This is a genomic window from Arthrobacter sp. ov118, from assembly GCF_900116495.1.
GTDB lineage: Bacteria > Actinomycetota > Actinomycetes > Actinomycetales > Micrococcaceae > Arthrobacter.
Window position 1 is genome coordinate 141,102 of the sequence record NZ_FPAY01000001.1, and the last position, 25,501, is coordinate 166,602.

The 25,501-nt window shown below is 69.5% G+C and carries 18 protein-coding genes and 1 pseudogene; 6 read left to right on the plus strand and 13 right to left on the minus strand.

Going from position 1 to position 25,501, the window contains the following annotated elements:
• Nucleotides 1-5 precede the first annotated feature (5 nt).
• Nucleotides 6-1,079: an NAD(+) diphosphatase gene (gene nudC / locus BM372_RS00605; protein WP_256213970.1), complete on the minus strand. Its 1,074-nt coding sequence runs from the start codon at nt 1,077-1,079 to the stop codon at nt 6-8.
• A gap of 176 nt (nt 1,080-1,255) precedes the next feature.
• Between nudC and BM372_RS00610 the strand changes: the two are divergent.
• A pseudogene (locus BM372_RS00610) lies at nt 1,256-2,227 on the plus strand (macrolide 2'-phosphotransferase); the annotation flags it as partial.
• Nucleotides 2,228-2,866: 639 nt separating this feature from the next.
• On the opposite strand, the gene BM372_RS00615 reads toward BM372_RS00610, so the two are convergent.
• From BM372_RS00615 to BM372_RS00625, 3 genes are read right to left on the minus strand one after another with little or no spacing between them, the layout of a single operon-like run.
• A complete protein-coding gene (locus tag BM372_RS00615) occupies nt 2,867-6,394 on the minus strand; it encodes an ATP-dependent helicase (protein WP_090950493.1) in 3,528 nt (1,175 codons plus the stop codon).
• Nucleotides 6,391-9,801, minus strand: a complete 3,411-nt coding sequence (locus BM372_RS00620; protein WP_371261699.1) for an ATP-dependent helicase — start codon at nt 9,799-9,801, stop codon at nt 6,391-6,393. The genes BM372_RS00615 and BM372_RS00620 overlap by 4 nt, the downstream gene beginning before the upstream one ends.
• 23 nt (nt 9,802-9,824) lie before the next feature.
• Nucleotides 9,825-10,241 (minus strand): MGMT family protein, encoded by a 417-nt coding sequence (locus tag BM372_RS00625; RefSeq protein ID WP_090950495.1) that lies wholly within the window; start codon nt 10,239-10,241, stop codon nt 9,825-9,827.
• Between the two features lie 139 nt (nt 10,242-10,380).
• Here BM372_RS00625 and BM372_RS00630 point away from each other — a divergent pair, with 139 nt between their 5' ends.
• The 4 genes from BM372_RS00630 to BM372_RS00645 all read left to right on the plus strand — a co-directional run bounded on the left by BM372_RS00630 (nt 10,381) and on the right by BM372_RS00645 (nt 13,955).
• Nucleotides 10,381-11,091, plus strand: a complete 711-nt coding sequence (locus BM372_RS00630; RefSeq protein ID WP_090950497.1) for a 3'-5' exonuclease — start codon at nt 10,381-10,383, stop codon at nt 11,089-11,091.
• Nucleotides 11,092-11,517: 426 nt separating this feature from the next.
• Nucleotides 11,518-12,453 (plus strand): ABC transporter substrate-binding protein, encoded by a 936-nt coding sequence (locus BM372_RS00635; protein ID WP_090950498.1) that lies wholly within the window; start codon nt 11,518-11,520, stop codon nt 12,451-12,453.
• A gap of 3 nt (nt 12,454-12,456) precedes the next feature.
• Nucleotides 12,457-13,221: an amino acid ABC transporter permease gene (locus BM372_RS00640; RefSeq protein WP_090950501.1), complete on the plus strand. Its 765-nt coding sequence runs from the start codon at nt 12,457-12,459 to the stop codon at nt 13,219-13,221.
• Entirely contained in the window at nt 13,218-13,955 is a 738-nt protein-coding gene (locus BM372_RS00645; protein WP_090950504.1) for an amino acid ABC transporter ATP-binding protein, read from the plus strand. Before BM372_RS00640 ends, BM372_RS00645 begins: the two co-directional genes overlap by 4 nt.
• 78 nt (nt 13,956-14,033) lie before the next feature.
• Here BM372_RS00645 and hemL read toward each other — a convergent pair whose 3' ends face one another.
• The 7 genes from hemL to hemQ are packed head-to-tail and all read right to left on the minus strand — an operon-like array spanning nt 14,034 to nt 21,604.
• The gene (hemL, locus tag BM372_RS00650; protein ID WP_090950506.1) at nt 14,034-15,365 is read right to left on the minus strand and encodes a glutamate-1-semialdehyde 2,1-aminomutase; all 1,332 of its coding nucleotides are present in this window, start codon (nt 15,363-15,365) and stop codon (nt 14,034-14,036) included.
• Between the two features lie 29 nt (nt 15,366-15,394).
• Nucleotides 15,395-16,483, minus strand: a complete 1,089-nt coding sequence (locus BM372_RS00655) for an LLM class flavin-dependent oxidoreductase (RefSeq protein WP_090950514.1) — start codon at nt 16,481-16,483, stop codon at nt 15,395-15,397.
• A complete protein-coding gene (gene hemB / locus BM372_RS00660) occupies nt 16,480-17,463 on the minus strand; it encodes a porphobilinogen synthase (RefSeq protein WP_090950517.1) in 984 nt (327 codons plus the stop codon). The genes BM372_RS00655 and hemB overlap by 4 nt, the downstream gene beginning before the upstream one ends.
• Nucleotides 17,460-18,560, minus strand: a complete 1,101-nt coding sequence (locus BM372_RS00665) for a uroporphyrinogen-III synthase (RefSeq protein ID WP_256213971.1) — start codon at nt 18,558-18,560, stop codon at nt 17,460-17,462. Before BM372_RS00665 ends, hemB begins: the two co-directional genes overlap by 4 nt.
• Before the next feature lie 19 nt (nt 18,561-18,579).
• A complete protein-coding gene (hemC, locus tag BM372_RS00670) occupies nt 18,580-19,578 on the minus strand; it encodes a hydroxymethylbilane synthase (protein WP_090950519.1) in 999 nt (332 codons plus the stop codon).
• Entirely contained in the window at nt 19,575-20,861 is a 1,287-nt protein-coding gene (locus tag BM372_RS00675) for a ferrochelatase (RefSeq protein WP_090950521.1), read from the minus strand. The genes hemC and BM372_RS00675 overlap by 4 nt, the downstream gene beginning before the upstream one ends.
• On the minus strand, nt 20,858-21,604 hold the full coding sequence (gene hemQ, locus BM372_RS00680) for a hydrogen peroxide-dependent heme synthase (protein ID WP_090950523.1): 747 nt from the start codon (nt 21,602-21,604) through the stop codon (nt 20,858-20,860). The genes BM372_RS00675 and hemQ overlap by 4 nt, the downstream gene beginning before the upstream one ends.
• Before the next feature lie 167 nt (nt 21,605-21,771).
• Between hemQ and BM372_RS00685 the strand changes: the two genes are divergently transcribed.
• Nucleotides 21,772-22,320 carry a hypothetical protein gene (locus BM372_RS00685; protein ID WP_143111404.1) on the plus strand — a complete coding sequence of 183 codons (549 nt, stop codon included), beginning with the start codon at nt 21,772-21,774 and terminating at the stop codon, nt 22,318-22,320.
• Nucleotides 22,321-22,815: 495 nt separating this feature from the next.
• On the opposite strand, the gene hemG is transcribed toward BM372_RS00685, so the two are convergent.
• On the minus strand, nt 22,816-24,342 hold the full coding sequence (gene hemG / locus BM372_RS00690; protein WP_090950526.1) for a protoporphyrinogen oxidase: 1,527 nt from the start codon (nt 24,340-24,342) through the stop codon (nt 22,816-22,818).
• 4 nt (nt 24,343-24,346) lie between these two features.
• Complete coding sequence (gene hemE / locus BM372_RS00695; protein WP_090950528.1) at nt 24,347-25,495, minus strand: uroporphyrinogen decarboxylase; 1,149 nt, start codon at nt 25,493-25,495, stop codon at nt 24,347-24,349.
• Nucleotides 25,496-25,501 lie beyond the last annotated feature (6 nt).

The window sequence follows — 25,501 nt, forward strand, 5'->3', positions numbered from 1 at the left end:
CCGTGTCAGGCGGCCGCGTCCTGAATGACGCCGCCGTACCAGTGTTCGATAAGGGACCTGGCGATTGAGAGCCGGCTGGAAATGACGATCTCGCCGCTCAGGACGGCCTCCTGCAGCTCGCTCCGGCTGAACCAGCGGGCCCTGGTGACCTCGACGCCGTCGGGCCGGGCTTCGGTGTCCGCCGTGGTGGCCGTGAAGCCAAGCATCAGCGAAGCGGGGAACGGCCAGGACTGCGACCCCAGGTACTGCGAGGCGGTGACGCGGACCCCGACTTCCTCGCCGATCTCCCGCTGCACCGCCTGTTCCAGGGACTCCCCCGGCTCGACGAAGCCGGCGAGCGTCGAATAGTTCCGGGCGTCGAGCGGGCCGCCGCCGCCCAGCAGGATCCGCCCGTCCGGTCCCACCACGGTCACGATGATGGCCGGGTCCGTCCGGGGAAAGTGCTCGGAGTTATCGGTCGGACAGCGGCGGACCCAGCCGCCGGCCTCCACCTGCGTGGGCGTGCCGCAACGCGGGCAATGGGTGTGGGTGGCGTGCCAGTTGGCGATGGCGCTGGCTTCGATGAACAGGGCCGTGTCCGTGGCGTTCAGCCGTGCGGCGACATCGCGGAAACCAGCCCACTGGGCATCGGCGGGGATGCCGGCGACGTGGGGTTCGAACTCCTCGGCCCGGACTTCAAACTGGACCGGCAGGACAAAGAGGACGACCTCGGTGCCGGCCTCGAGGTCTGAACCGGGCAGGGCCGACCCCAGGTAGATCACGTGCTCCGGAGCGTAGGGGCTGTTCGCCAAGTGCTCGGCGAGCTCGGCCGCGTCCAGGAATACGAGGCCGTCGCCGCTGACCAGGGCCTGCCGGCCGGAGAGGACGAGGGCCCGCGCCGAGCCTGAGTCGAGCAACTCCGCCAGCATTCCGGGTTTTTGCCGGGCCGCGGATCCGCGGTCGATCAGCGCCGGGTGCACCGGCAGCACCGTGTCAATCAGGTGGTTTGCCGGCAGCCGCCGCACCGCAGGCGCCCCGCCATCGGGCGCCGTGGCATCAGCGGGCGTTTTCCCGGATGTCGGATTCTCCGCAAGACTCATACACCCACCGTACTGACTCGGGCAGACAATTTACATTTGCCGCCCCCGCCGCCGGGCCCTCGCGGACGCGGGCGCGAGGGCCCACTTGTCTCGGAATCGGCCCTGATTTGGCCTTGATCTCAAGACTCGCCGAAGTGCATCGCTGTCTTGGGCGCCGGTGACTCTACCGTGGAAGGGTGAGAAGGAAACCAATCGAACTGGCAGCTGTAGCAACTGCGGCGGTACCAGGCCTGAGCCCGACCGCCGTCAGCTCTGCGCCCGACGATCCGGCAGACTTCGATGCGGCCCTCCTGCTGGATTCCGAGGGCAAGCGGTGGCGCGTCCGGTCCCCCCGGCACGCCGAAGCCAGCGCCCGGCTGGAGACCGAATTCCTGGTTCTGCGGGCCTTCGCTCCCGGCATCCGGGCCGAACTGCCGTTCCTTATGCCCACGGTGGCGGGAACTGTCCGGCAGGGACAGCTCAGCACCTTCGTATACTCCCATCTGGCCGGCGCGACCCGCTCCCTCGACGACCTCAGCGACGGCCCGCCGGCCTTGGCCCGGGAGATCGGGGCGGCACTGGCCGCCATCCATGACCTCCCGCGGTCGATCGTGAGCAATGCCGATCTTCCCAGCTACACCCCCAACGAGTTCCGCCAGCGCCGCCTGAACGAACTGGACCAGGCCGCCACCACCGGAAAAATCCCGCCGCTGCTGCTGCGGCGCTGGGAACACGCGATGGAAGACGTCTCCCTCTGGCGCTTCAATCCCTGCGTCGTCCACGGCGACCTCCATGAGGACAACCTGCTGGTCGACGGCGACCGGGTAACCGCCGTGACGGGCTGGACCGACCTGCGCATCGGCGACCCGGCGGACGATATGGCCTGGCTGGTCGCCTCGAACGAGCAGGACTTCGTCAGCGCGGTGCTGGAACACTACACCTCCACCCGGCGTGACGTACCCGACGCCCATCTTCTCCGGCGGGCGGCGCTGTCAGCCGAATTCGCCCTGGCCCAGTACCTGGTCAAGGGGCTGGCCGCGGGCAACGGAGACATGATCGACGAGGCCGAGTCCATGCTGGCCACCCTTGCCGATGACGTCGCAGAACACGGCGGCCAGCCCATCAGCGTGGAACCCCTGCCCCTGCCGGTCGCGGCACCCGCGCCTGGCTCCGAGGACGCGGCCGGCCTCCCGGAGGCACCCGTCCGCCCACCCGTCTCCCCCGATGCACCCCCGGCAGCCGCTCAGGCGGTTCCACCCGTAGCCTCGGTACCTGCCGGGGGCAAGGTCACCCTGGTTCCTTTGGACCCGGTACCAGGTCCGGACCCCACTCTGGCGCCGGCCGCGGTTCCGGAGGTCAATGCCCGGCCCGCGGTGCAAGTTGCGCCCATCCCCCGCGATGAGGAAGCCGATGCCGCGAAGGCTGCCCCGGGCGGCACGGACCGGAACGACGAAGGTGCGCCTGAAGACGGGGCGCTCGACGACGGCCCGGCGGCCGACCAGCCGACAGTGGATGACGCGAAGTCCGGCGGCGGCGCGGCGGAGGCCACGCAGGCAGGTGCAGTCCACGCCGAGGTAACGCAGCCCGATGGAACGCAGCCCGATGACGCGGAAGTCGATGTCACCTCGGCCGCGGCACCTGCCCCCAACGACACCGCAACGCAGTCAATCGCCGTCGTGCAGCCCGGTGCCGACAAGCGGCCGGAGCCTGGTGACCACACGTCGACCGCCGCCATCACGGTGGTCGACGCCCAAACCCGGTAGGCCGGCGGCCGGAACTGCACGCCTGTCCCGGCTGCCGGGTTCCGCTTAGGAGCCCCCGGCCGCCGCCGTCCTTCCCAGCGCCGCGGCCACAATTGCCTCGAGCTGCTCCGCCGATCCGAGGTCGTGCGGACGGACAACCTGGTTGTCGGTCACGTAGTAGAACGCTGCCCGGACGTCCTCCAGCGGGACCCCCTTGAGCCGGGCCCAGGCCAGGCGGTAGACGGCAAGCTGGACCGCCTTCACCGTCAGCTGGGACGCTGAGGGGCGGCGCCCCGTCTTCCAGTCCACAAGGTCCCAGCCGCCGTCGGCGTCGCGGAACACGGCATCGATCCTGCCCCGGACCACGACGTCGCCGATCCGCGTCTCGACCGGGACCTCGACGTGTACGGGGGCGCGGTGTGCCCATTCGGACTGGCGGAAGGTCTCCACCATGGAATCCAGGCCGTAGGCCTCGTCGATGTGGTCGTCAGCGCCTGCGGCCTCGCCGAGGTCCAGCATGCCGGCGGCGCCGAAGTATTCTTCGACCCAGGCGTGGAAAGCCGTGCCCTTGCGGGCCGACATTCCCGGTTCGCGCGGGACCGGCCGGCGCAGTCGGGCCACGACGGAGTCCGGGTCATCTTCCAGGTCCACGAGGGTAGACGCCGAGATATGGCCTGGCAGGTGCACGTCCTGGACGACCGAACGCCGGGACCGGCGTTCCAGCAAGGTGGCTGCTTCCTTTGCCCACCCGGCCGCCGGGCCGCGCAGGACAGGTTTCCGTTCGTGGTCCCCGCCGGAATGCATCGCCGCCAGGACGCGGGCCGCAGCTGCTTCCATGGCCGCACGGCGGCCCGGGACAAGCCTCAGCCGTTTGCCCGTCCGCGGGTCATACGGTCCTTCCAGGGGATCGTAGGGCCACCCGGCGACTTCGAGTTCGGAGGTGAGGGGGCTTTCGGCCGGCAGCGCGTCTTCGCTGACGGACAGGGGGTGGATTTCGGCTCCTCCTCCGGCGGTGAGGCCCTCCAGCTCGGCAAGAAAGGGCGACATCTCAGCGAGCCCGGCGCGTGACCCGACCCACGCCGCACTCGAGATCCAGAGCACGTGTTTGGCGCGCGTGTACGCCACATAGGCCAGGCGCCGTTCTTCGGCTTCGCCGTGTACCTGGACGGCGGACTTGAACTCCTTCTCGGCGTCGAGCCAGCCCTTCTGGTCCGGCTGGTCCAGGTCCCACTGGGGCAGGTCGGCGCGGTCGCCGCGCAGCGGCCACGGCAGGGCCGCGCTTCCGCTGCTCCACCGCGAGTCCCTGCTGCTGGGGAACGCGCCGGCGTTCAGCCCGGGAACGAACACCACGTCCCATTCCAGGCCCTTGGACGCGTGCACGGTCAGTAGCTGCACTGCCTCGTGGTTCACCTCCGGCGCCGCGGCATCGAGGCCGTTTTCCTCAGCCGCCGCCGCTTCCAGCCAGGCGAGGAACGCCAGGACGTCGACCCGGTGGGAGGTGTGCAGGAATCCTGCGGCGGCGTCCTGGAACGCGTCCAGATTGCGGCGCGCCTGGTGGATGCTGATCCCGGGCCGCGCCGCGACCTCGATGTCCAGGAGCATTGCCCGTTCGACCTCGCCCAGCAAGGTGGTGAGGTCATCCCCCATAAAGGTGCGCAACTGCCGGAGCTCGTCCGAGAGCCGTTGCAAACGGCCGCGGGCCTCGGGGCTGAGCCTGCGGCCGTGCGCGGAGGTCCAGCCGTCGCGGGGCAGCCAGTCGAGGGCTTCGACCAGGCTGGCGGCGTCGGTGATGTCGCCTTCTATGACGGCGTCGTCGCCGGCTGCGTCGTCGCCGTCGTCGTCGGTGCTGCCGGGGCGGCCCCGGCGCCGGGCGAGGTGGCTGGACCAGTCCCTCAGGGCCATCAGGTCCGCCGGCCCGATCCGCCACCGGGCCCCGGCCAGCAGGCGCATGAGGGAGTCCGAGCGGCCGGGGTCAGCCAAGACCCGGAGCGTGGCGACAAGATCGATGATTTCCGGGGTGTCCAGCAGGCCGCCGAGCCCGACGATCTCATAAGGGATGCCGCGCACTTCGAACTCGCGCCGGATGCACTCCATCTGGGCCCGCCGCCGGCAGAGCACGGCCATGGCCGGGGGCGCCGCGTCGGCGGCCTGGCCGGCGTCGAAGTCCGTCACACGGAACTTCAGCACGTCCCCGGCGATCGCCGCGGCCTCGGCCTCGTCCGTGGCGAACCGTCCCATCACCACCCTGCCCTGGACCGCGGCCGGGCTGGGCTGCAGGGGCGGGACCTCGACGGCGTCGGCGGTTTCCCTGGCCCCGGCGGCACCCCGGCCCGCCGCCGCCTTGCTCAGCGGAGCCGAAATAAGGTTGGCCGTGGCAAGGATGTTGCGCCCGTTCCGCCACGCGGTGGTCAGGTACGACGTCGGCGCCACGGCAAAGCGGGTGGCCATCTCTGCCGGTCCGGTACTTTCGCCGCCGGCGTTTTTTCCACTGGTACTCTCGCTGCTGACGCGGACCGGGAATTCGCGGACGAAGTGGAAAAGCTGCCCTGCGGACGCCCCCCGGAAGCCGTAGATGGACTGGTTCGGGTCCCCCACCGCGGTGACGGCATGGCCATCGCCGAAGAGCCTGGAGAAGAGCACCAGCTGGGCGTGCGAGGTGTCCTGGAACTCATCCAGCAGCACAACTTTGTAGCGTTGGCGCTCTGTCTGGGCGGCCACCGGAATCTCGTCGGCCACGCGCGCCGCCAGGGCCACGAGGTCGCCAAAGTCGAGGGCGCCGCGGGCCCGCTTCGCCTCGGAATAGCGGCCCACCATCTCCGCGACGCTCGCCCGGGTGCGCAGCATCGCGTTGAGGTCGCCCGCCGCCTGGGTGGAATTCTTCTTGGCGTCCGCAACGTACGGAAGGGATTCAAAGGCCGCGATCCGTTCCAGCAGCCAGCCCCGGACCTGGGCCGGGTCCTGCAGGTGCTCCGCGCACTCCCCTGCCAGCTGGATCACGGCCTTGACGAGGGTCGATTTGGCGGACCGGAAGTGTTCGTAGTCGCCGTCGAAGGCCTCTACGACCTCGCTGGCGAGCTGAAACGACTGGGCGCCGCCAAGCAGCACGACGTCACGTTCGACGCCCAGGCGGAGGCCGTAGTCGGAGACAATGCCGCTCGCGTATGAGTGGTAGGTGGAGACCTTGGGTTCGAGGGCATCCGTGCTGAGCAGCCCGGCAGGGAAGACGGCGTTTTCGGTGTCGGCAGCGGCGATGCGCTGCAGCGCGGCCAGCTTGGCCCGGATTCGGGTGGCGAGTTCCCCGGCGGCTTTCCGGGTGAAGGTGACGCCGAGGACTTCCTCCGGCCGGACCCAGCCGTTGGCCACGAGCCATACCACCCGGTCCGCCATGGTGGCAGTTTTCCCCGAACCGGCCCCGGCGATCACGAGCCGCGGCGTGAGGGGTGAGGAAATGATCAGGGACTGCTCGGCAGTGGGGCTGTTCTTCTCCCCCAGCATGGCCGAGAGCTCCTCCGGAGTAAACCGCGGATCGGGCAGGGGCCCGGCGTTCGCCGCCGGCGGGACAGCCTGGCCGGTCGCGGGTGCCTCGGGGGTCATTCAGTAACCTGCTTTCCCCGCACACACAGCGGGCACACTTCGGGGAGCCTGCAGCCATGGCCGCCGTGTCCTCCCTTGGACGGATCATGCCGGGCCTGGAAGGTACTGCCGGACATCACCCGGGCGGCGTCGCCGACCATCTCCAGCGCCCAATTATCGTGCGGCTCCAGCGGGGCCTGGGCCTGGATGCCGGGGCTCTTGGTGGTGGTGCCCAGCTGGGCCAGGACGGCACCGCCTGGCAGCGGCGGCGGCCCGTCATCGGAACCTGCAAAGCCCCCGGCCAGCACGGCCGCCTGGTAGGCGCCGAGCTGCGGATGGCGCTCCAGATCCGCCTTGCCGGGCTGGCGCTTGCCGGTCTTGAGGTCCACGACCACCAGCCGGCCCTCGGCGTCGATCTCCAACCGGTCCACCTGGCCGCGGAGGACTGCGGGCCGCGCGGGCCCGGCGCTTTCGTTCTCGCCCGACTCGGGTCCGGCCGTTCCGGCGGCCGCCTCCGCCGGCAGATCCGGCAGTTTCACCTCGAAGTCCTGCTCGACGCCGACGAGGCTCCTGCCTTCGCTGCGCATCACGAGGACATACTGGGCGAGCTTGCGCACCATGGACTCAGCGCGCTGGAAGTCCAGCTTGCCTTCCCAGTTGTCTTTCATCCCCAGTGTGGGCCAGCGCCGGACCAGTTCGGCGACATATTCGCTTCCCGAGGCATCCGGGAAGTCCTGCGCGATGGCGTGGACCAAGGTTCCCAGGCTGCGGGCAAAATCCGTGGCCGCTTCTCCGCCGGCGGCCTGGACGAACCAGTCCAGCGGGGATTTCTGCACCGTTTCGACCTTCGAAGGCGACACGAAAACGGTGCCGCCCGGTGGAACCACCGGCTCGGCGGAGGACAAGCCGGCCAGGCCCCACCAGCTCGCCGGGTGGGCGCCCGGAACCGGCGGCTGCGCGGTGGCCAGGACGCCCAGCACGGCGGCCGCTTCGGCCGATTCGGCGGCTCCTGGGTCGAGCTGGGCATGCTGGCGCAGTTCTGCCACGAGGGCCCGGAGCGTCAGCGGACGCTCAACCGGGGTGAAGCCCCGGCGGTCCTGCCCCGGGCGCAACGGAGAGACATAGTCCAGAAAGGAGGACGGCTGTTCGTCCTCGGAGGACACCGCCGTGCAAATCAGCACTTCGCGGGCGCGGGACACTGCTGTGGAGAAACTCCGGAGTTCGTCGTAGCGGATTTCGCGTAGCCGGCTGAGCGGGTCCAGCTGCAGGGCATACTCCACGCCGTGTTCGACGGCATCGGCAAACAGGGTGCTGCCGAGCAGCTCGCCGCGCAGCCGGGTGTTGGGCCACACACCTTCCTGGAGGCCCGGCACGATCACCATAGGCCACTCCCGTCCGGCGGCACTGGCAGGCGTCATGAGCTCCACGGCGTCTTCCAGCTGTGCCCTGGCGGCCAGGGTGTCCATCGGGAGCTCCTGGCTTAGCAGGTATTCAAGGAACTGCTCCGGGCCGGAACCGGGCAGTTGGTCGACGAAGCGTTCCGCGGTGTGGAACAACGCCATCATGGCATCGAGGTCACGGTCAGCCCGGGCACCGGCCGACCCTCCGGCCAAGGCGGCCTCAGTCCATCGCCCGGCCAGTCCGGTGGAATGCCAGAGCGCCCAGAGCACTGTCTCGGCGTTGCCCCCGGGAGCCGCGGCGGCCTCCCGTCCGGCCCGGATCATTCTCGCGACACGGCGGGCCGAGTGTCCCTCGATACCGAGTGTCGCCAGTCCGCCCGGCTCCAGCAGGGCCTCGACCAGGAGTGTGTCGCTGGTGCGTCCGCCACCGCCCAGGAGTTCCTCACGCCGGAGCGACTGCCGCAACCTGCGTAGTTCAATGGAGGTGGCGCCGCCGATCCGGGAGGTCAACAAGGACACGGCGGACTCGGGCGTCAGCGCGGCCGGGTCCAGGGTCACGGCGTAGGCATCGAGCAGTGGACGAACCGCGACCTCGTCCCGGACCGCAGATTCGGCCACGGGAATCCGGACTGGAATGCCCTGGCCGGCCAGATACCGCTGCAGTTGGCTGAGCTGGCCGCCGTTGCGCACGATTACGGCAATGTCCCCTAGGTCCCGGGCGTCGTTCAGCTGGGCCTCGAGGATCCGCTGGGCCACATACCGCAGCTCATGGACCGGGGATGGCAGCAGGTGCGCCTCGACTATCCCCGAACGGTTCTCGGCCGTGCGGGGCGGCACGTCCGGCGCCGGCGCCGGTCCGGGCTGGACCCGTCCGGTCTGGACCGGTTGGGGATGGTCCAGCCGGCGTGCGTCCTGTCCTCCGGACCGGCGGGAGATGCGCCCGGCCACTGAGAGCCACGATTCCGCCACGGCGGGTGCGTGCCGATGCGCGGTCCGGAGCGGACGCTCCATGATGGCCCCGTCTGCGGCCAGGAGGCGGGGAAGCTCGGCAACCAGATCGGGCCGTGCGCCGCGGAAGCCCTGGACCACGGTATCCGGTGAGGCCGTGATGATGGCGTCTTTGCCGGCTGCGATATCTGCCAGCAGCTCAAAGACCGCCGGGTTCGCCTCCTGGATGTCGTCGACGAGGATCAGCTGCAGACGCTCGCGCTCTGCGGCGAGGAAATCAGGTGCGTCCTGGAAGATCTGGCGGGCCGCGGTGATAATGCCCGCCGGGTCGAAGGCCTCGGGCATGCGCAGGTCCAGGACATCCCGGTATTCGGAGTACAGCGCGGCGGCCGGAACCCAGTCCGGCCGGCCGCACCGCCGGGCCAGGGTCACGAGGTCTTCGGCCGTCCGTCCGGATTCAATGATCCGGTCAAAGAGCTGGCGCACTTCCTGCCGGAAACCGCGGGTCTGCAGGGCGGCATTCAGATCCTCCGGCCACGGCAGTTCGAGGCCTGGCAGCGTATGTCCTTCGAGCAGCTCCTTGATGATCAGGTCCTGCTCGGGGCCGGAGAGCAGCTTCGGCGGGCGTGGAAGCGGCAAGATACCTTCCGCCTTGGCGCGGCGGATCAGGTCGAACGCATACGACGCCCAGGTGCGGGCCGGCGTCGTGCTTAGGCTCCGGTCCAGGCGGGCGGTGAAGCGGTCGCGGAGCGTATCAGCGGCGAGCCTCCCGGGAGCCAGGATGAGCATCCGTTCCGGGTCGAGGCCGTCGCGTTGGGTGCGGCGGACGGCGGCTTCGACGAGGACGGTCGATTTCCCTGTGCCTGGCGCCCCAGCCACGAGTACGGGACCCGATCCGGGCGGAACGTCGAGCACGGCGAGCTGGTCCGACGACAGCACCGGGACCGCGCCGTGGTGGGTCCGTGGGGGCAGCAGGCGCAGCCCCGGACCCGGCGCCTGCCTCGTCCCCGGCGGGGGAAGCGGGCTGTCTGCCCGCAGGCTGGGGTCGGGGCTTTCCGGGTGTTGCACATGTTGCTGCATTTGCTGGCTGAGGCTGGGGGTACTCACACGGTCATTTCATCATCGGGCACCGACAATTTATGCGACTCCCGGTCGAGCCGCTCGGCGATGGCATCAATGCGGTCGAAGTCGGCGTCGGTGGGCGCCCACCGGCCAGAGTCCAGATCTACCCGCCAGCGTCCCTGGCCCGTCCGGAGGAAGTCGTTGTACCGGCCCAGCAGCGGGGTGCCTTCCCGCAGGTAGAGGGCGAGGGCCGCGTGCTCGTGGCCCTGGGGCGCCTCTCCGCTGGACTTCAGCACCCGCCACCAGGGCACATCGCTGCCATAGTGGCTCATCACGGAGCCGACCTGGCGGGGGCCGCCGGAACCCAGGAGTTCGGCAACGTCTCCGTAGGCCACTGCGGTACCGGCGGGGATCAACGCCACCAGCTCCAGCACCGCCTCCACATACTCCGTCCGCATCGATCCAGCCTAGCCGCTGGAAACAGCAACGCGGGGTCACTTGCGGTCCAATGCACGGCCCGGATTGGGCCGTAAGTGACCCCGCGTGGTGGTGTGGCGGTGGCGCTTGGTTGTCGGAGCCAGCAGGTAGCGTTGACGCATGAGCACCTGGAACAGCCTTCCCCGCGCAGCCTTCGACCTCGAAACGACGGGACGCAACTCCCGTTCGGCGCGGATCGTCACAGCCTCCGTCACCGTCGTGGACACCCACGGCGAAGTGATCAAAGAACACGAATGGCTGGCCGACCCCGGCGTTGAGATCCCCACCGAGGCCAGTGACGTCCACGGCATCACCACCGAGCAGGCCCGCCGCGACGGCCGGCCAGCGGCCGAAGTGACGCGCGAGCTTGCCGCCGTACTCCAGGAACTGTTCGACGCCGACGTGCCCGTTATTGCCTTCAACGCCAGCTACGATTTCACCGTCCTCGCCGCCGAGTCGGCCCGCTACGGTGTCCCCCAGTTGAGCCGCTTCCCCGTCCTTGACCCGTACATCATGAACAAGCAGGTGGACCGGTACCGCAAGGGAAAGCGCACGCTCACCGCCCTCTGCGAGGAATACGGCGTGATCCTGGACAATGCCCACACCTCGGCGGCGGACGCCCTGGCCACCCTGCGTGTGCTCGATGCCATGGCCGGAAAATTTCCGAAGCTCAGGATGCCGGCGGGCAACCTGCACCAGCTCCAGATTGAATGGGCGTCGGCCCAGGCCGCGGATTTCCAAAGCTATCTGCGCAAGTCAAAGCCGGCCGCTGTGATCGAAGGCGATTGGCCTGTCCTGCCGCCGGAGGACGCGAGCCGCGGCGACTTCTAAGCACGGGACTCCCCGATTCCGGACTTCCCAAGCTCCGGAATCGGGTCGGAGGACTTGGTGGGAGGGCTTCTTAATACGAAACGTTGCCGCCACAAAGCGTTAACTAGACCCCAGCGGCACTCAATTCCAGTGATTGGGATGCAGGTCACATGGCCCGCGGCTTCACCAGGCGGAGTCGTGGCGCGTCGATGATTCCGTTACGGCCCGCTACCGCGGGGCAGGATCACTGCCGATTCCCGGGAAACCTGAAGATGCTTCGCATCCACGCCGCCGCAACGGCCGAATAATTCGGATTGAAGGCCCATCCGGGTGTGATGACACAATTAACTTTCGCGGCTTGCCTGCCCTACCGGCGCCCAAGCCGGCAGCCGGGACCCGACGAGGCTCCCCGCGACCCACTGAACTTCAGACGAAAGTGATTGCGTGATGAAAAGCAAAGCCTTGAAGTGGCTGACAACCGTTCCGGTGGCCATCGCCATGGCGGTCTCCCTTGCAGCGTGCGGCGGCGGGTCGGCGCAGACCACGGCGTCAACGACCGATGCCCTCCAGGGCAGCGATCAGAAATCCCTGGACAAGTACACGACCAAGGACGTCACTCCCCTGGACAAGATTGACAAGTCCAAGCTTGGCCTGATCAGCGAGGGAACCCTGACTGTGGGAACCCTCTCGGACGCCCCGCCGAACATCTACATCGACAAGTCCGGCAAATTCACCGGCTACGACAACGAACTCCTGCGCGCCATTGCGGACAAGCTGGGCCTCAAGGTGGAGTTCAAGGCGACCGGCTTCGCCTCGCTGCTCGCCCAGGTCCAGAACAAGCAGTTCGACCTCGGTTCCTCCTCGATTTCCACCACTGACGCGCGCCGCAAGACCGTGGGCTTCACCAACGGTTACGACTTCGGCTACATGGCCGTGGTCGCCAAGAAGGACTCCAACATCAAGGGCTTCAAGGACCTGACCAAGGACACCCGCATCGCCGTGGTCCAGGGCACGGTGCAGGATGACTACGTCACCAACACCCTCCAGATCGAGCCCGTCCGCTTCGAGGACTACAACACCGCCTACGCCAACTTGAAGAACGGCCAGGTCGACGCCTGGGTGGCTCCGTCCCAGCAGGCCACCGGCCAGGTCAAGGAAGGCGACGGCACGGTCATCGCCGAGTCGGTGGTGAACACCCAGAACTTCACCGCGTACGCCGTGAACAAGGAAAACCAGCCGCTGATCGACGCGCTGAACTCCGGCCTCGACGCCGTGATTGCCGACGGCACCTGGTCCAAGCTGACCAAGGAATGGTACCCGGACCGCGAGACCCCGGCCACATGGTCCCCGGGTTCCAAGGCTGTCACCGTTCCGAAGTCCTAGTCCATGGATGCACTCGATCAACTCGTAAAGACCTTCTTTGACTGGGAGGCGATGGCAGCCGTCCTACCGAAAATGATTACGGTCGGCCTGCCCAACACCCTGATTTTGGCGGTTTCCGCGGGCGTGCTCGGGTGCATCCTGGGCATGGTCCTGGCCGTCATGGGCACGTCCCGCTTGACGCCGCTACGTTGGCTCTCCCGGATTTACACGGATATCTTCCGCGGCGTCCCGGCTATTGTGATCATCCTCCTCATCGGCCTCGGTCTAGGACCCGTGGTCCGGGTAACGACCGGATCCACGAACCCGTTCCCGCTCGCCATCTTCGCCCTGACGCTCATGGCAGCGGCCTATATCGGGGAGATCTTCCGCTCAGGCATCCAGAGCGTGGAGAAGGGCCAGTTGGAGGCGTCCCGTGCCCTGGGTTTCAGCTATGGGTCCTCCATGCGCCTCGTGGTGATTCCGCAGGGCATCCGCCGGGTGCTCCCGGCCCTGGTCAACCAGTTCATCGCGCTGATCAAGGACTCGTCCCTGATCTATCTGCTGGGCCTGATCGCCAGCCAGCGCGAGATCTTCCGCATCGGTAACGACGCTGCGGCCAACACGGGGAACCTTTCGCCGCTGGTTGCCGCGGCGTTCATGTACCTGCTGCTGACCGTTCCGCTCACGCACTTGGTCAACTACATCGACAACCGCCTGCGCACCGGCCGTCCGGAGAAACGGCAGCCGGACGACGCCGCAGCCCTGATCGGGAAGGGGGCACAGCAATGAGCGAATTTGCCGCCGGCTCGCTGACCGGCAAGAACCTGCACCTGTCCTTCGGCTCCAACCATGTCCTGCGCGGCATCGACCTGCACGTCGAGCAGGGCACCACCGCCTCGGTGATCGGCCCCTCCGGCTCCGGGAAGTCCACCCTGCTGCGGGTCATGAACCGCCTGATTGAACCGGACCAGGGCGACATCCTGCTCGACGGCCGTTCGGTGCTGAAGGACAACCCGGATGAGCTGCGCCAGCGGATCGGCATGGTGTTCCAGCAGTTCAACCTGTTCCCGCACAAGACGGTGGCAGAGAACGTCTCGCTCGCGCTGCGGAAGCTGCGCAAGCTGCCGGCCGAGCAGGCCCGGGCCGAAGCGCTCGAGCAGCTCGACCTCGTGGGACTCAGGCACAAGGCCGACGCACGTCCGGCAAACCTCTCCGGGGGCCAGCAGCAGCGCGTCGCCATTGCCCGGGCGCTGGCCATGAAGCCGGAGGTGATGTTCTTCGACGAGGCCACCTCCGCCCTCGACCCGGAGCTCGTCAAGGGCGTGCTGGCACTGATGACCGACCTCGCCAGGGACGGCATGACCATGGTGGTGGTGACCCACGAGATGGGCTTCTCCCGCAACGTCTCGGACACCGTCACGTTCATGGACGGCGGCGTCGTCGTGGAATCCGGTCCGCCGGAACAGATCTTCACCGACCCGCAGACCGAACGGCTTCAGGGCTTCCTCTCGGACGTTCTCTAGTTCGCCGCCGCTGCGGCAGGATTAACGACTGATGGCACCCGCCGCTGCGGGTGCCATCAGTCGTTAACCGCCTGCAGGCTAGGGCTTCGCGGCCGCGGCCGCCTTCGCCGCGGCCGGCAGGGCATCGAAGATCCGGTTCATCGCGGCGTCGTCGTGCGCGGCGGAGAGGAACCAGGCCTCGAAGACCGACGGCGGAAGGTAAACCCCTGAGTCCAGCATCGAGTGGAAGAACGGGGCGTAGCGGAACACTTCCTGGCCCTGGGCGTCGTCGTAATTGTGCACGCCCCGGGCGCCTGTGCCGAAGGCCACGGAGAACAGGTTGCCGGCGCGCTGGATGGAATGGTCCACCCCGGCCGCATCGAGGGCAGAAGTCAGGGCCGCGGAGAGTTCCAGGGAGCGGGCGTCCACGAAGGAGTATACGTCGGGCGTGGCGTGGGTCAGGGTCGCGACGCCCGCGGCCATGGCCACCGGGTTACCGGACAGCGTGCCTGCCTGGTAAACCGGCCCCATGGGCGCGAGGTAGTCCATGACCTCGGCGCGGCCGCCGAGGGCCGCCGTCGGCATGCCGCCGCCGATCACCTTGCCGAACGTCAGGAGGTCCGGTGCCCACGGCTCGGCGGCATCGACCGCCCCGCCGGTCAGGCCCCAGTAGCCGGAGTAGCCGGTCCGGAAGCCGGTCAGGACCTCGTCGAGGATCAGCAGGGCGCCGTGCTCGCGGGTGATCCGGGCCAGGCCTGCGTTGAAGCCGTCGCCGGGGGTCACCACGCCCATGTTGGCGGGAGCGGCTTCGGTGATGACGGCGGCAATGCTGTCGCCGTGCTTGGCGAAGGCGGCTTCGACGGCGTCGAGATCGTTGTAGGGCAGCACGAGGGTCTCGGCAGCAGTCGCGGCGGTGACGCCGGCCGAGCCGGGCAGCGCAAGAGTCGCCAGGCCGGAGCCCGCGGCGGCGAGGAGTCCGTCGAGGTGGCCGTGATAGCAGCCGGCGAACTTGATGATGAGGTTCCGCCCGGTGAAGCCGCGGGCCAGCCGGACGGCCGTCATGGTCGCCTCGGTGCCGGTGGAGACCATCCGGACGCGTTCGGTGGCCGGGACGCGCTCCTTGACGATGGCGGCGAGGTTAGCCTCGTCCGGCGTGGAGGCGCCGAAGGACAGTCCGCGGTCGACGGCGGCATGCACGGCGGCGAGGACCGCCGGGTGGGCGTGTCCCAGCAGCGCCGGGCCCCAGGAGCAGACAAGGTCGACGTAGTCGGCGCCGTCGGCGTCGGTCAGGTAGGCACCCTTGGCGGACACCATGAACCGCGGCGTCCCGCCCACGGAGCCGAAGGCGCGGACGGGTGAGTTCACGCCGCCCGGCATCAACTGGCGGGCGCGGTCAAAGAGTTCCTCGTTGCGAGGCATGCTGGAAGTCATGATTCCTATTCTTTCAGTTCGCGGCCAGGTCAGTGCGCGGCCAGCAGCGCGGCCACGCGGGGCGCCACGTCGGTGCCGAAGAGTTCGATGGAGCGCATCATGGCCGCGTGCGGCAGGGTCCCGTTGCTGTATTTGAGATCAAAGCGGTCCACGCCCAGGTTCTTCTTGAGCAGGGCGATCTTCGCGGCGACGGTTTCCGGCGAGCCGACGTACAGGGCTCCCTCAGGCATGCACATCGCATCGAACTCGCCCCTGCTGGCCGGACCCCAGCCGCGTTCGGCCCCGATCCTGTTGCGCTGCTCGAGCCAGTGCGGGAAGAACTCCTCGCGTGCTTCCTCATCCGTGGCGGCAACGTGGCCGGGTGAATGCGTGGCCATCTGCTGCATCGGGTGCCCGTACTTGGCTATGGCCTCACGGTAGAGGTTGGCCAGCGGCGCGAAGGACCGCGGCTGGCCGCCGATGATCGCAAAGATGATCGGGTAGCCGTATTCGGCGCAGCGCAGCACCGATTCGGGGGTGCCGCCGACGCCGATCCAGGCCGGCAGCATGTGGTGTTCCAGCGGCGGATAGACGCTCAGGCCGTTGATGGCCGGCCGGGTGCGTCCCTCCCAGTGGACCGGTTTCTGGGCCCGGACCTTGTCGAAGAGCTCGAGCTTTTCCTCGAAGAGGACCTCGTAGTCGGCCAGGTCGAGGCCGAACAGCGGGAAGGATTCGATGAAGGACCCGCGGCCCAGCATGACCTCGGCCCGACCGCCGGAGATGGCGTCCACGGTGGCGAAGCGCTGGAAGACCCGGATCGGGTCATCAGAGCTGAGGACCGTCACGGCGGAGCCGAGCCGGATGTTCTTGGTGCGGGCGGCCGCGGCGGCCAGGAAGACCTCCGGGGCGGAGACCGCGAAGTCGCGGCGGTGGTGCTCCCCCACTGCGAAGGCGTGCAGGCCGACCTCGTCCGCGAGTTCGGCCTGTTCCAGGAGCTGCCGCAGCACCTGGGCGTGCGGGACGGGGTGGCCGTCCGGGAAGACGCCGACGTCGCCGAAGGTGTTCAGGCCGAGGAGGATGCGGTCAGGCCCGACCGGTGCCGTGGGGGAAGAGCTTAGGGGCTCGGGGGCCGCGTTCACCGGGATTCCTTCAGCCAGCCGGCGAGCTCGCTCGCCCAGTAGGTCAGCACCATGTTGGCGCCGGCGCGCTTGATGCCCAGGACGGACTCGGTGATGGCGGCCCGGCGGTCGATCCAGCCGTTCGCGGCGGCGGCCTCGATCATCGAGTACTCACCGGAAATCTGGTAGGCGGCCACGGGGACGGGGCTCATGGCGGCGACGTCGGCGAGGATGTCCAGGTAGCTCATCGCAGGCTTCACCATGACCATGTCTGCGCCTTCGGCCAGGTCCAGGTCCACCTCCAAGATCGCCTCCCGGCGGTTCGCGGCGTCCATCTGGTAGGTGCGGCGGTCGCCGGTCAGCTGCGAGTCGACGGCCTCGCGGAACGGGCCGTAGAACGCGGAGGCATATTTCGCGGCGTAGGCCACGATGGCGGTGTTGGCGTGCCCGGCGTCCTCGAGGGCCTGCCGGATCACGGCGACCTGGCCGTCCATCATGCCCGACGGGCCCAGGACGTGGGCGCCGGCCTCGGCCTGCGCGACCGCCATCTGGCCGTAGATCTCCAGGGTCGCATCGTTGTCGACGTAGCCGTTGGCGTCCAGGACGCCGCAGTGGCCGTGGTCGGTGAATTCGTCGAGGCAGACGTCGCTCATGACCACGAGTTCGTCGCCGACCTCGGCCCGGACGTCCCTGATGGCCCTGTTCAGCACACCGTCGGGGTCCAGAGAGGCGGAGCCGCGCGCATCACGGACGGCGGGGATGCCGAACAGCATGATGGCGCCAACGCCGAGCTGCACGGCCTCGGCTGCGGCACGCTTGAGCGAATCGGTTGTGTGCTGCTGCACGCCGGGCATCGAGGCAATCGGGTTGGGCTCGGTGAGGCCTTCACGGATGAAGGCCGGAAGGATCAGCTCAGCGGCGGAGAGCCGGTGTTCAGCGGTGAGCCGCCGCATGGCGGGGGTGGTGCGGAGTCGGCGGGGCCGGTGGGTCGGAAAGCTCATATGTTGTCCTTCGCTGGATGCTCTGCTGATACCGGATCAGCCGGTAACCGGTCTTCGGGGAAATGTTCTACGGGTGCATGGCCGGACGCCAGCCCGGCGGGCGAACTTCCCCGGGTTGACGGAGGCGGCGGCTGCGGCGATTGGGAGCGGACGACGGCGGCGACGAGGCCTGAGGCGGTCGGGGCTTCGGCGACGGCGGCGACCGCGAGTCCAAGCGTGGCGGCCGCCCCCGCCGTTGAACGCCCGATCGCCACGAAGCGGCAGTCACCAAGCGGGGCGAGCTCCGTGTGGATGCGCCGCGCGGCACTCGGGGATGCGGCGACGACGGCGTGGAGCCGTCCGGCCTCGATCTGCCGTTTTGCTTCCGCGGTTGTCAGAACTTCGGCCGGAGGCGCGGCGTCGGCCTTTTCCAGCGGGGGCCGGTATGCCGGAAGGCTGAGAGCCGGATCCGCCGGATAATCCACGGTCCGGTAGGCGATGACGGCCTGCACCGACGCACCGAGGGCCTCCAGGCCGCGGCGGAGCCGGGAATCGGCGATGTCCGCCTGCGGCAGCAGAACACTGTAGCGGCCTTCGGGCCAGACACCGAGGAGCCCGGTCCCGGACTGCAGCGCCGTGGGCGCGAGGTCCACGCTCACACCCCGGGACTGGAGGACGTGTCGGGTGGCCGGGCCGATCGTGGCCACCTGGACATGGCCGGGCAGCCATGCGCCCAGCGTGGAGCCCCGCTCCGCGGCCATCGCCTCGAGCACCTGGACGGTGGTCACACTACTGATCACGAGCCAGTCGTAGGCCCCGGCGCCGAGGGCATCGAAGGCGACGTCCAGGGAGTGTTGGTCCGGTGCCACTTCGAAGTCGATCAGCGGCAAGAGCACGGGCTCGGCCCCCACCCGGCGCAGGGCAGCGACGAGGTCGCCGGCACGGTCCGGGCTGCGGGCAATCAGGATCCGGGCGCCCCGCAGGGCACCCGCGATGTGGTCGTCCGGCCCGCCGCCGGCTTGGTTGCGGGCAATGTCCCGCGCCGAGGCACTGTCCCGCCCCATGACATCGTCACGTCCCATGACATCGTCACGTCCCATGACATCGTCACGTCCCATGATGCGCTGGATCCCGGGTTCAGGAAGCGGTCAGGTCCGCGATGTCCGCGGCGCCTTGGGCCAGCAGGACCTCGGCCAGCTCGATTCCCAGCAGGGTCGCCCCGACCTCGGTGAGGCCGTCGGTCGCCTTCCGTTCCCGGACGCTTGCTGTGCCGTCCACGGCGCAGACCACGGCTTCGAGGTGCAGCATGCTTCCCTTGCGGTAGGCGTAGGCGCCCACCGGGGCGGCGCAGCCGGCCTCGAGGCGGGCCAGGAGGGCCCGTTCTGCGGTGACGGCGAGCCGGGTATCGGGGTCGTCGAGGGCTGCGAGGGCCTGGGCGAGGACGCCCTCGGACCCTTCGGTGGACCCTGCTTTGCGCGGCGCGTCGGCCGTACGGCATTCGATCGCCAGGGACCCCTGCCCCGCAGCGGGCAGCATGATGTCCGTCTCGAGGTACTCGCTGACCGCGTCGAGCCGGCCGATCCGGTGCAGGCCGGCGGCGGCGAGGACAACGGCGTCGAGATCGCAGGATTTGCCGTCCACGACGGCGTCGGTCGGGTTGCCGGGCAGTCCGGGGACCCGTCCGAGCCGGGTGTCGACGTTGCCGCGGATATCCCGGATTTTTAGGTCGGGCCGGGCGGCGCGCAGCTGGGCCGCGCGGCGCGGGGAACCGGTGCCGACAGTGGCCCCCGCGGGAAGGTCCGCGAGTTTCAGGCCGTCCCGGGCGCAGAGGACGTCGCGGACGTCGACGCGCTTGGGCGTCGCGGCGAGGGTCAACCCGAGAGCCGGTCCGGTGGGCAGGTCCTTGAGCGAATGCACCGCCACATCACACACGTCCCGGAGCAGGGCGTCGCGCAGCGCCGCCACGAACACTCCCGTGCCGCCCATTTGGGACAGCGAGCCGGTGAGGACGTCGCCGTCGGTCCGGATGTGGACGAGCTCCACGGCGAAGCCACCGAGGGCGGCCAGCTGGTCCGCGGCCTGCTGGGTCTGGGTGAGGGCCAGCGTGCTGGCGCGGGTTCCGATCCGGACGGTCACAGCGTCGCCCGTCCGGTTGCCGGGGCCGTCATATCCGCGGCCGCGGGTGCCGCGGCCGGGTAGGGATCGTGTCCAGTCCCGACGCTTGTGTCCGCGCCCGCGATGGTGGGCTTTTCGCCGCGGAAGTTGGCGCAGCAGCCTGGCCGGCAGACGTCGAACCAGGGGCCGAGCGTGGTCAGGTGCGGCCGGTCGGCGATGTTGTTCGCCGCGGTCCGCTCGCAGATCAAGTCCACCACACCGGCCACGAACTTGCGGTGCGTTCCGGGCGTGGGGACACGGGTGGCCATGATGCCCAGCTTGGCGCACGTCTCCAGCGCCTCGGTGTCCAGGTCCCACACAACTTCCATGTGGTCGCTGACGAAGCCCAGCGGCACAATCACGACGCCCTTGACGCCCTGGCCGGCGAGGTCCTCGATGGCGTCGTTGATGTCGGGTTCCAGCCACGGCACGTGCGGGGCGCCGGACCGGGACTGGTAGACGAGGGACCACGGGGCGGTCAGCCCAGCCTCGGCTTCAACACGACGGATGACCTCGGCTCCCGCGGCCAGGTGCTGGGCCACGTAGGCGGAGTCTTCCTCGAAGCGGCGGGGCTCGCCCTCGGAGCGGCCGGCGGCCTCGGCGTCACGGGTCGGGATGGAGTGCGTGGCGAACAGGATGTGGACCGGGGCATCGGCGATGCCGGCTGCGGCGAGCCGGGCGCGGACCTCGGCCAGGCCGGCGGCGGTGCCCTCAACGAAAGGCTCCACAAAGCCTGGGTGGTCAAAGTACTGGCGCACCTTGTCCACTTCGAGTTTCCCGTCCAGCCCTGAATCGGTCAGCGCCACGCCGATGTCCTCACGGTACTGCCGGCAGCTGGAGTAGCAGGAATACGCGCTCGTGGTGATCATGAGGACCTTGCGGTGCCCGGCGTCGTACATCTCCTGGAGCGTCTGCGGGATGAAGGGGTCCCAGTTCCGGTTGCCCCAAAAGACCGGCAGCTCGATGCCGCGGGCCGCGAGCTCGGCCTCCATTGCGGCCTTGAACGCGCGGTTCTGCCCGTTGATGGGACTGATGCCGCCGTTGGCGCGGTAGTGGTGCGAGACCTCTTCTAGCCGCTCGTCCGGGATGCCGCGGCCCCGGGTGACGTTGCGCAGGAACGGGATGACGTCTTCCTGTCCTTCCGGACCGCCGAAGGAGGCGAGGAGGACGGCGTCGTATTCCTTCGGAGCCATCCGGCCGGCTTCAGTGACGGGATTCACGGCCGTGACAGCGGCGGCGTTCTCTCGGGGATCCAGGGGGCTCATGCAAGGACCTCCGCGACCTCGGCGGCACTCACGCGCCGGCCGGTGTAGAAGGGGACTTCCTCGCGGACGTGGTGGCGCGCTTCGGTAGCGCGCAGGTGCCGCATCAGGTCCACGAGGTCCACGAGCTCGGGTGCCTCCAGGCCCAGGATCCATTCCCAGTCGCCCAACGCGAAGGAAGAGACGGTATTGGAGATGACCTGCGGGAAATCGCGGCCCAGGAGGCCGTGGTCGCGGAGCATCGCGCCTCGCTCGGCGTCCGGCAGGAGGTACCACTCGTAGGAGCGGACGAACGGGTAGACACACAGCCACTCGGCCGGTTCCACTCCACGGGAGTACGCCGGCGTGTGGTTCTTGGCGAATTCCGCCTCGCGGTGCACGCCCATGGCGGACCAGACGATCTCGGTGCCGGTGAAGAGCTTGCTGCGGCGGATGTCCCGGACCGCCCGCTGCAGGGCCTCGGGCTTCGGCCCGTGCAGCCAGACCATGATGTCGGCGTCCGCGCGCATGGCGGAAACGTCGTAGCTGCCGCGGTGGACCACGCCGTCGCCGGCCAGACGTGCCAGAAGGGACTCGAAGTCCTCGGCTGCTTCGGCATCGCGGGCGACGTCAGCGGACCGCTTGAAAACGGTCCACAGGGTGAAGAACTGCTCGGTTGAATCCTGGGGCGCCGATGCCCCGGCGACTGACTCTCCGGGGGTGGGCATTCCGGTTTTAGTGACAGATTCGGCAGAAGTGTGGCTCATGCATACCAGTCTGCCTCCTCTGTTCAGCTAAGTCGAAATAAAGCAGTTCTACAAGACGTAGAAGTGCTCGATTTCACATGCCCGGGCTCGCCATCCGGCGGGGGCGTCAGCTCCTGCGCATCCGCACAACGGCGACGCCGGCTCCGGCCGACAGTGCCACCAGGCCGATGCCCCAGCCAATCAGCGGAGACATCCCCTCGGGTTCCACCTCCGAGGCCTGCAGCGACGTGCTGCCGGAGTGGCCCTTGACGGCCGCGGTCCTGGTTGAACCGCCAGGGGAAGAGGTTGCAGCACCCGACGGCGACGCCGGCGCGCCGGTTCCTGCGGGAGCCGCCTCTCCGGACTGCGGCTCCACCGCCGGGCTGGCGCCGCCCGTGCCGGATTGGCCGGGGGCCCCTCCGGTACCCGGAGCGGACGAAGCCGGCGCGGTTCCGTTCGCGGACGCGCCCGGCGCCGGGGCGGCAGGCGTCGTGCCGGGGCTTTGCGGCGCGGAGGGCTGGGCACGGTTGGCAGTCGGGGTGCCCGACGGGGTGGCGGACGGCGGGTTGCTGGTGCGCGGAGTGGTGGGCTCGGGGCTCGTGGGTCTGCTCGGCTCAGGATCGGTCGGCTCAGGGTCGCTGGGCTCAGGGTCGCTGGGTTCCGGATCGCTGGGTTCACTGGTCCTGCCGGACTCGGGGCTCGTGGGCTCCGGGGTGCTGGTGCGGACCGGCGCCTGAGTCGGCGCGCTGGATCCGGAGGACGGCGACGGACTCGGTGTGTGCGAGGAGCCGAACAGCGTGTCCAGCACGTTGTCCAGGCTGAGAGTGAGAGAGCCCTGGGCGGACCGCGGGGTGGACGCCGCCGCCGACAGTCCCGTGGATGCGTGCGCGGCGGGAACCCCTGCCGTCACAGCCAGAACTGCCCCTAGCGCGGCGGCTGCTGCTCCGCGCCGAAGGCCCCTATCGCGTCCGATCTTCTTTGTTGCCGCGTTGGACCTGAAAATAAACATGATTATCGAGCCTAGCGGGAATCGGGTGGCATGAAAAACCGGCTGGAAACCGGGGAATAGCGGCCCGCGGCCGACGTGATTGCAGGGACGGGGAGGCCGCTGGGGCCTATGTGATTGATGTGACTCCTGGGGGTTCCGGTGGCGGGCAAACCGCCCTACGGAGGCATGACTCAGAGCTCCCTAGGCCAGTTCCACTGGGCCTGGGAGATCCTGGAGGCGCCGCTCAGGCCAGCAGCGGTCGGATGTGCGGCGCGGTGTCAGCGACGATCGCGGCCAGGCCGTTGCCGGACAGCCATCCGCCCACGACGGCGAGCGTTCCGTCGGCAGCACAGGCGCTGCGGACAGCGGCGACGCGCTGTTTGTGCCCGAGGGAGGCAAAGGGCAGCGCCCCGGCCCAGCGAACCACGTCCCAGCCCACCACATCCCCGGCGGTGACGGGGACCGAGAGCAGGGCGGAGGCGTCGGCGAGCGCTGCGCGGAACAGTTCCTCGTCCGAGCGCGGCACCGCGGCCGCCCCACCCTTGCGGGATTTCGGTGCGGCGCCTGGGCCTTCTGCGCGGCCGTAAGAGAGCCGGAGGACATGCCTGCCCGGTCCGGTCCGCTCGGCCAGCCAGGCCCACTTGGCGGTGCCGTGCGTCAGGGCCTTGGCCTGCACGCCGGGACTCTGCGGCGCGACGAGCACGCCGGTGCCGCGCGGCGCCGCATCCAGCGCCGGGAGGTCCACCACGAGGGTGACCAGGCTGACGTCGGGTCCGGGGTCCGGGCGCAGGTCAGCGATGTCCTGCAGGGAACCTTCGAGCAGCCCGACGGCGGCCGGCCCCTCGACCGCAACCGCCAGCAGGCCGGCGTCGTACGTGGCCCCGTCCGTAGTGACGTGCCAGCCGGTTGCCGTGCGCTGCACGGACCGGGCACGGGTGCCGCCGAGCAGGGTGACGCCCTGCCGGCGCAGGTCGGCCAGCAGTGCTGTCACGAGGGTGTGTATCCCGCCACGCAGGCCGGCGACGGAGGAGCCGGCCTTTTGCAGCCCGGCGGTCCGTCCGGGTGCGGGGCCCGAGGGCCCGGCTGTTTGGGCCGCCGCTCCCCTGCGCTGGGCAGCGACGGCGGCGGCGAGCGAGCCGTGCTGGCGGATGCCGGCCCGCAGTCCGGGGGCCACCATGTCGACGTCCAGCACTGCGGGATCGGCAGAGTGGACGCCGCCAACCACCGGGGCCACGAGCCGGTCCAGCACCCGCCTGCCCATTCGTCGCCGCACCAGCGACGCCACACTCGTGACCCCGGCAGCGGTGCCCAGCCTGGCCGGCAGGGCGGCGTCAACGGAGGCGCGGAGGCAGCCAAGCAGGCCAAGGGAACGGCGGACTTCCGGGTCCCAAGGGTTGGCCGGGATGCCCAGCACCCCGGTCTTGGGCAGTTCGCGCGGGCCGTCGGGCAGTTGGACCCAGGCGCCGCCGGGATTCGGCGCGACGATCTCGCCGTCGAGCCCCAACTCTGCGGCCAGGTCGGCTACCGCGGAGGTGCGGGTGGCGAAGGACTCCGCCCCGCTGTCCAGGGTCAGTCCGGCCACGGTGTGGCTGCCGACGCAGCCGCCCCAGGCATCGGTGGCTTCAAGGACTGTGGTGTGGACGCCGGCCCGGGCGAACTCCCGGGCCGCCAGCAGGCCCGAGATGCCTCCCCCGATCACCACGGCCGTCCCCGGCCCTCCGGTGCCAGCCGAGGCGCCCGGCGCGGGTGTTGCGGCGGCGCCTGCGTTCATGCCCCTACTCCGGGGAGATGGAGTGGATGAGTTCGACGACGCGCGTCAGCACCTCGGGGTCGGTTTCCGGGGGCACGCCGTGGCCAAGGTTCAGGACGTGGCCGGGCGCCGCCGAGCCGGCCGCGATCACGTCGCGGACATGCGCTTCCAGGATTTCCCAGGGTGCCGCGAGCAGCGCGGGGTCGATGTTGCCCTGCAGCGGAACGCTCCCGCCCAGGCGGCGGTTAGCTTCGTCCAGCGGCAGCCGGTAGTCGACCCCCACGACGTCGACGCCGACGTCGCGCATGGCGACGAGCAGCTCCGAGGTGCCCGTGCCGAAGTGGATGAGCGGTGCGCCGAGGTGGCGGACATGGTCCAAGGCACGGGAGGAAGCCGGCGCCACATAGCGCTGGTAGTCGGCCAGGCCCAGCGAACCGGCCCAGGAGTCAAAGAGCTGGCCGGCAGAGGCGCCGGCTTCCAGCTGCGCCCGAAGGAACATGCCGGAGGCGTCGGCGGCCCAGTTGGCCAGCGCTGTCCAGGTTTCCGGATCGGCGTGCATCATGGTGCGGGGGCCAAGGTGGTCGCGGGAGGGTTTGCCTTCCACCATGTACGCGGCGAGGGTAAACGGCGCGCCGGCGAAGCCGATCAGTGGGGTGCTGCCAAGCTCGGCCACTGTCAGCCGGACGGCTTCGCGGATGGGTTCCAGGGCCTCCCACGTCAGGCGCGGCAGGGCGGCGACGTCCGCGGCCGTGCGGACCGGCACGTCCAGGACGGGGCCGACGCCCGGCACGATGTCCACGCCGACGCCGGCCAGTTTGAGTGGGATGACGATGTCGGAAAAGAAGATGGCGGCATCAACGTCGTGGCGGCGGACCGGCTGCAGGGTGATCTCCGAAGCCAGTTCCGGCCGGAGGCACGAGTCCAGCATGGCCACGCCTTCCCGGACCTTGAGGTATTCGGGCAGCGAGCGGCCGGCCTGGCGCATGAACCAGACGGGACGGCGGGAAGGCTTGCCACCGCGGTACGCGGCGATCAGCGGGGAGCCTGCGGTCCGGCCGTCCATCAGCGGGTGTCCGGCGTCGAGGCCGTCCGCGCCGCTTGCTGCTGCGCCGTTGCCGCGTTCGGACGGGCTGAAATTTGTGGCGCCGGCACTTGCCGCAGAGCTTCGAGTCATGACTTC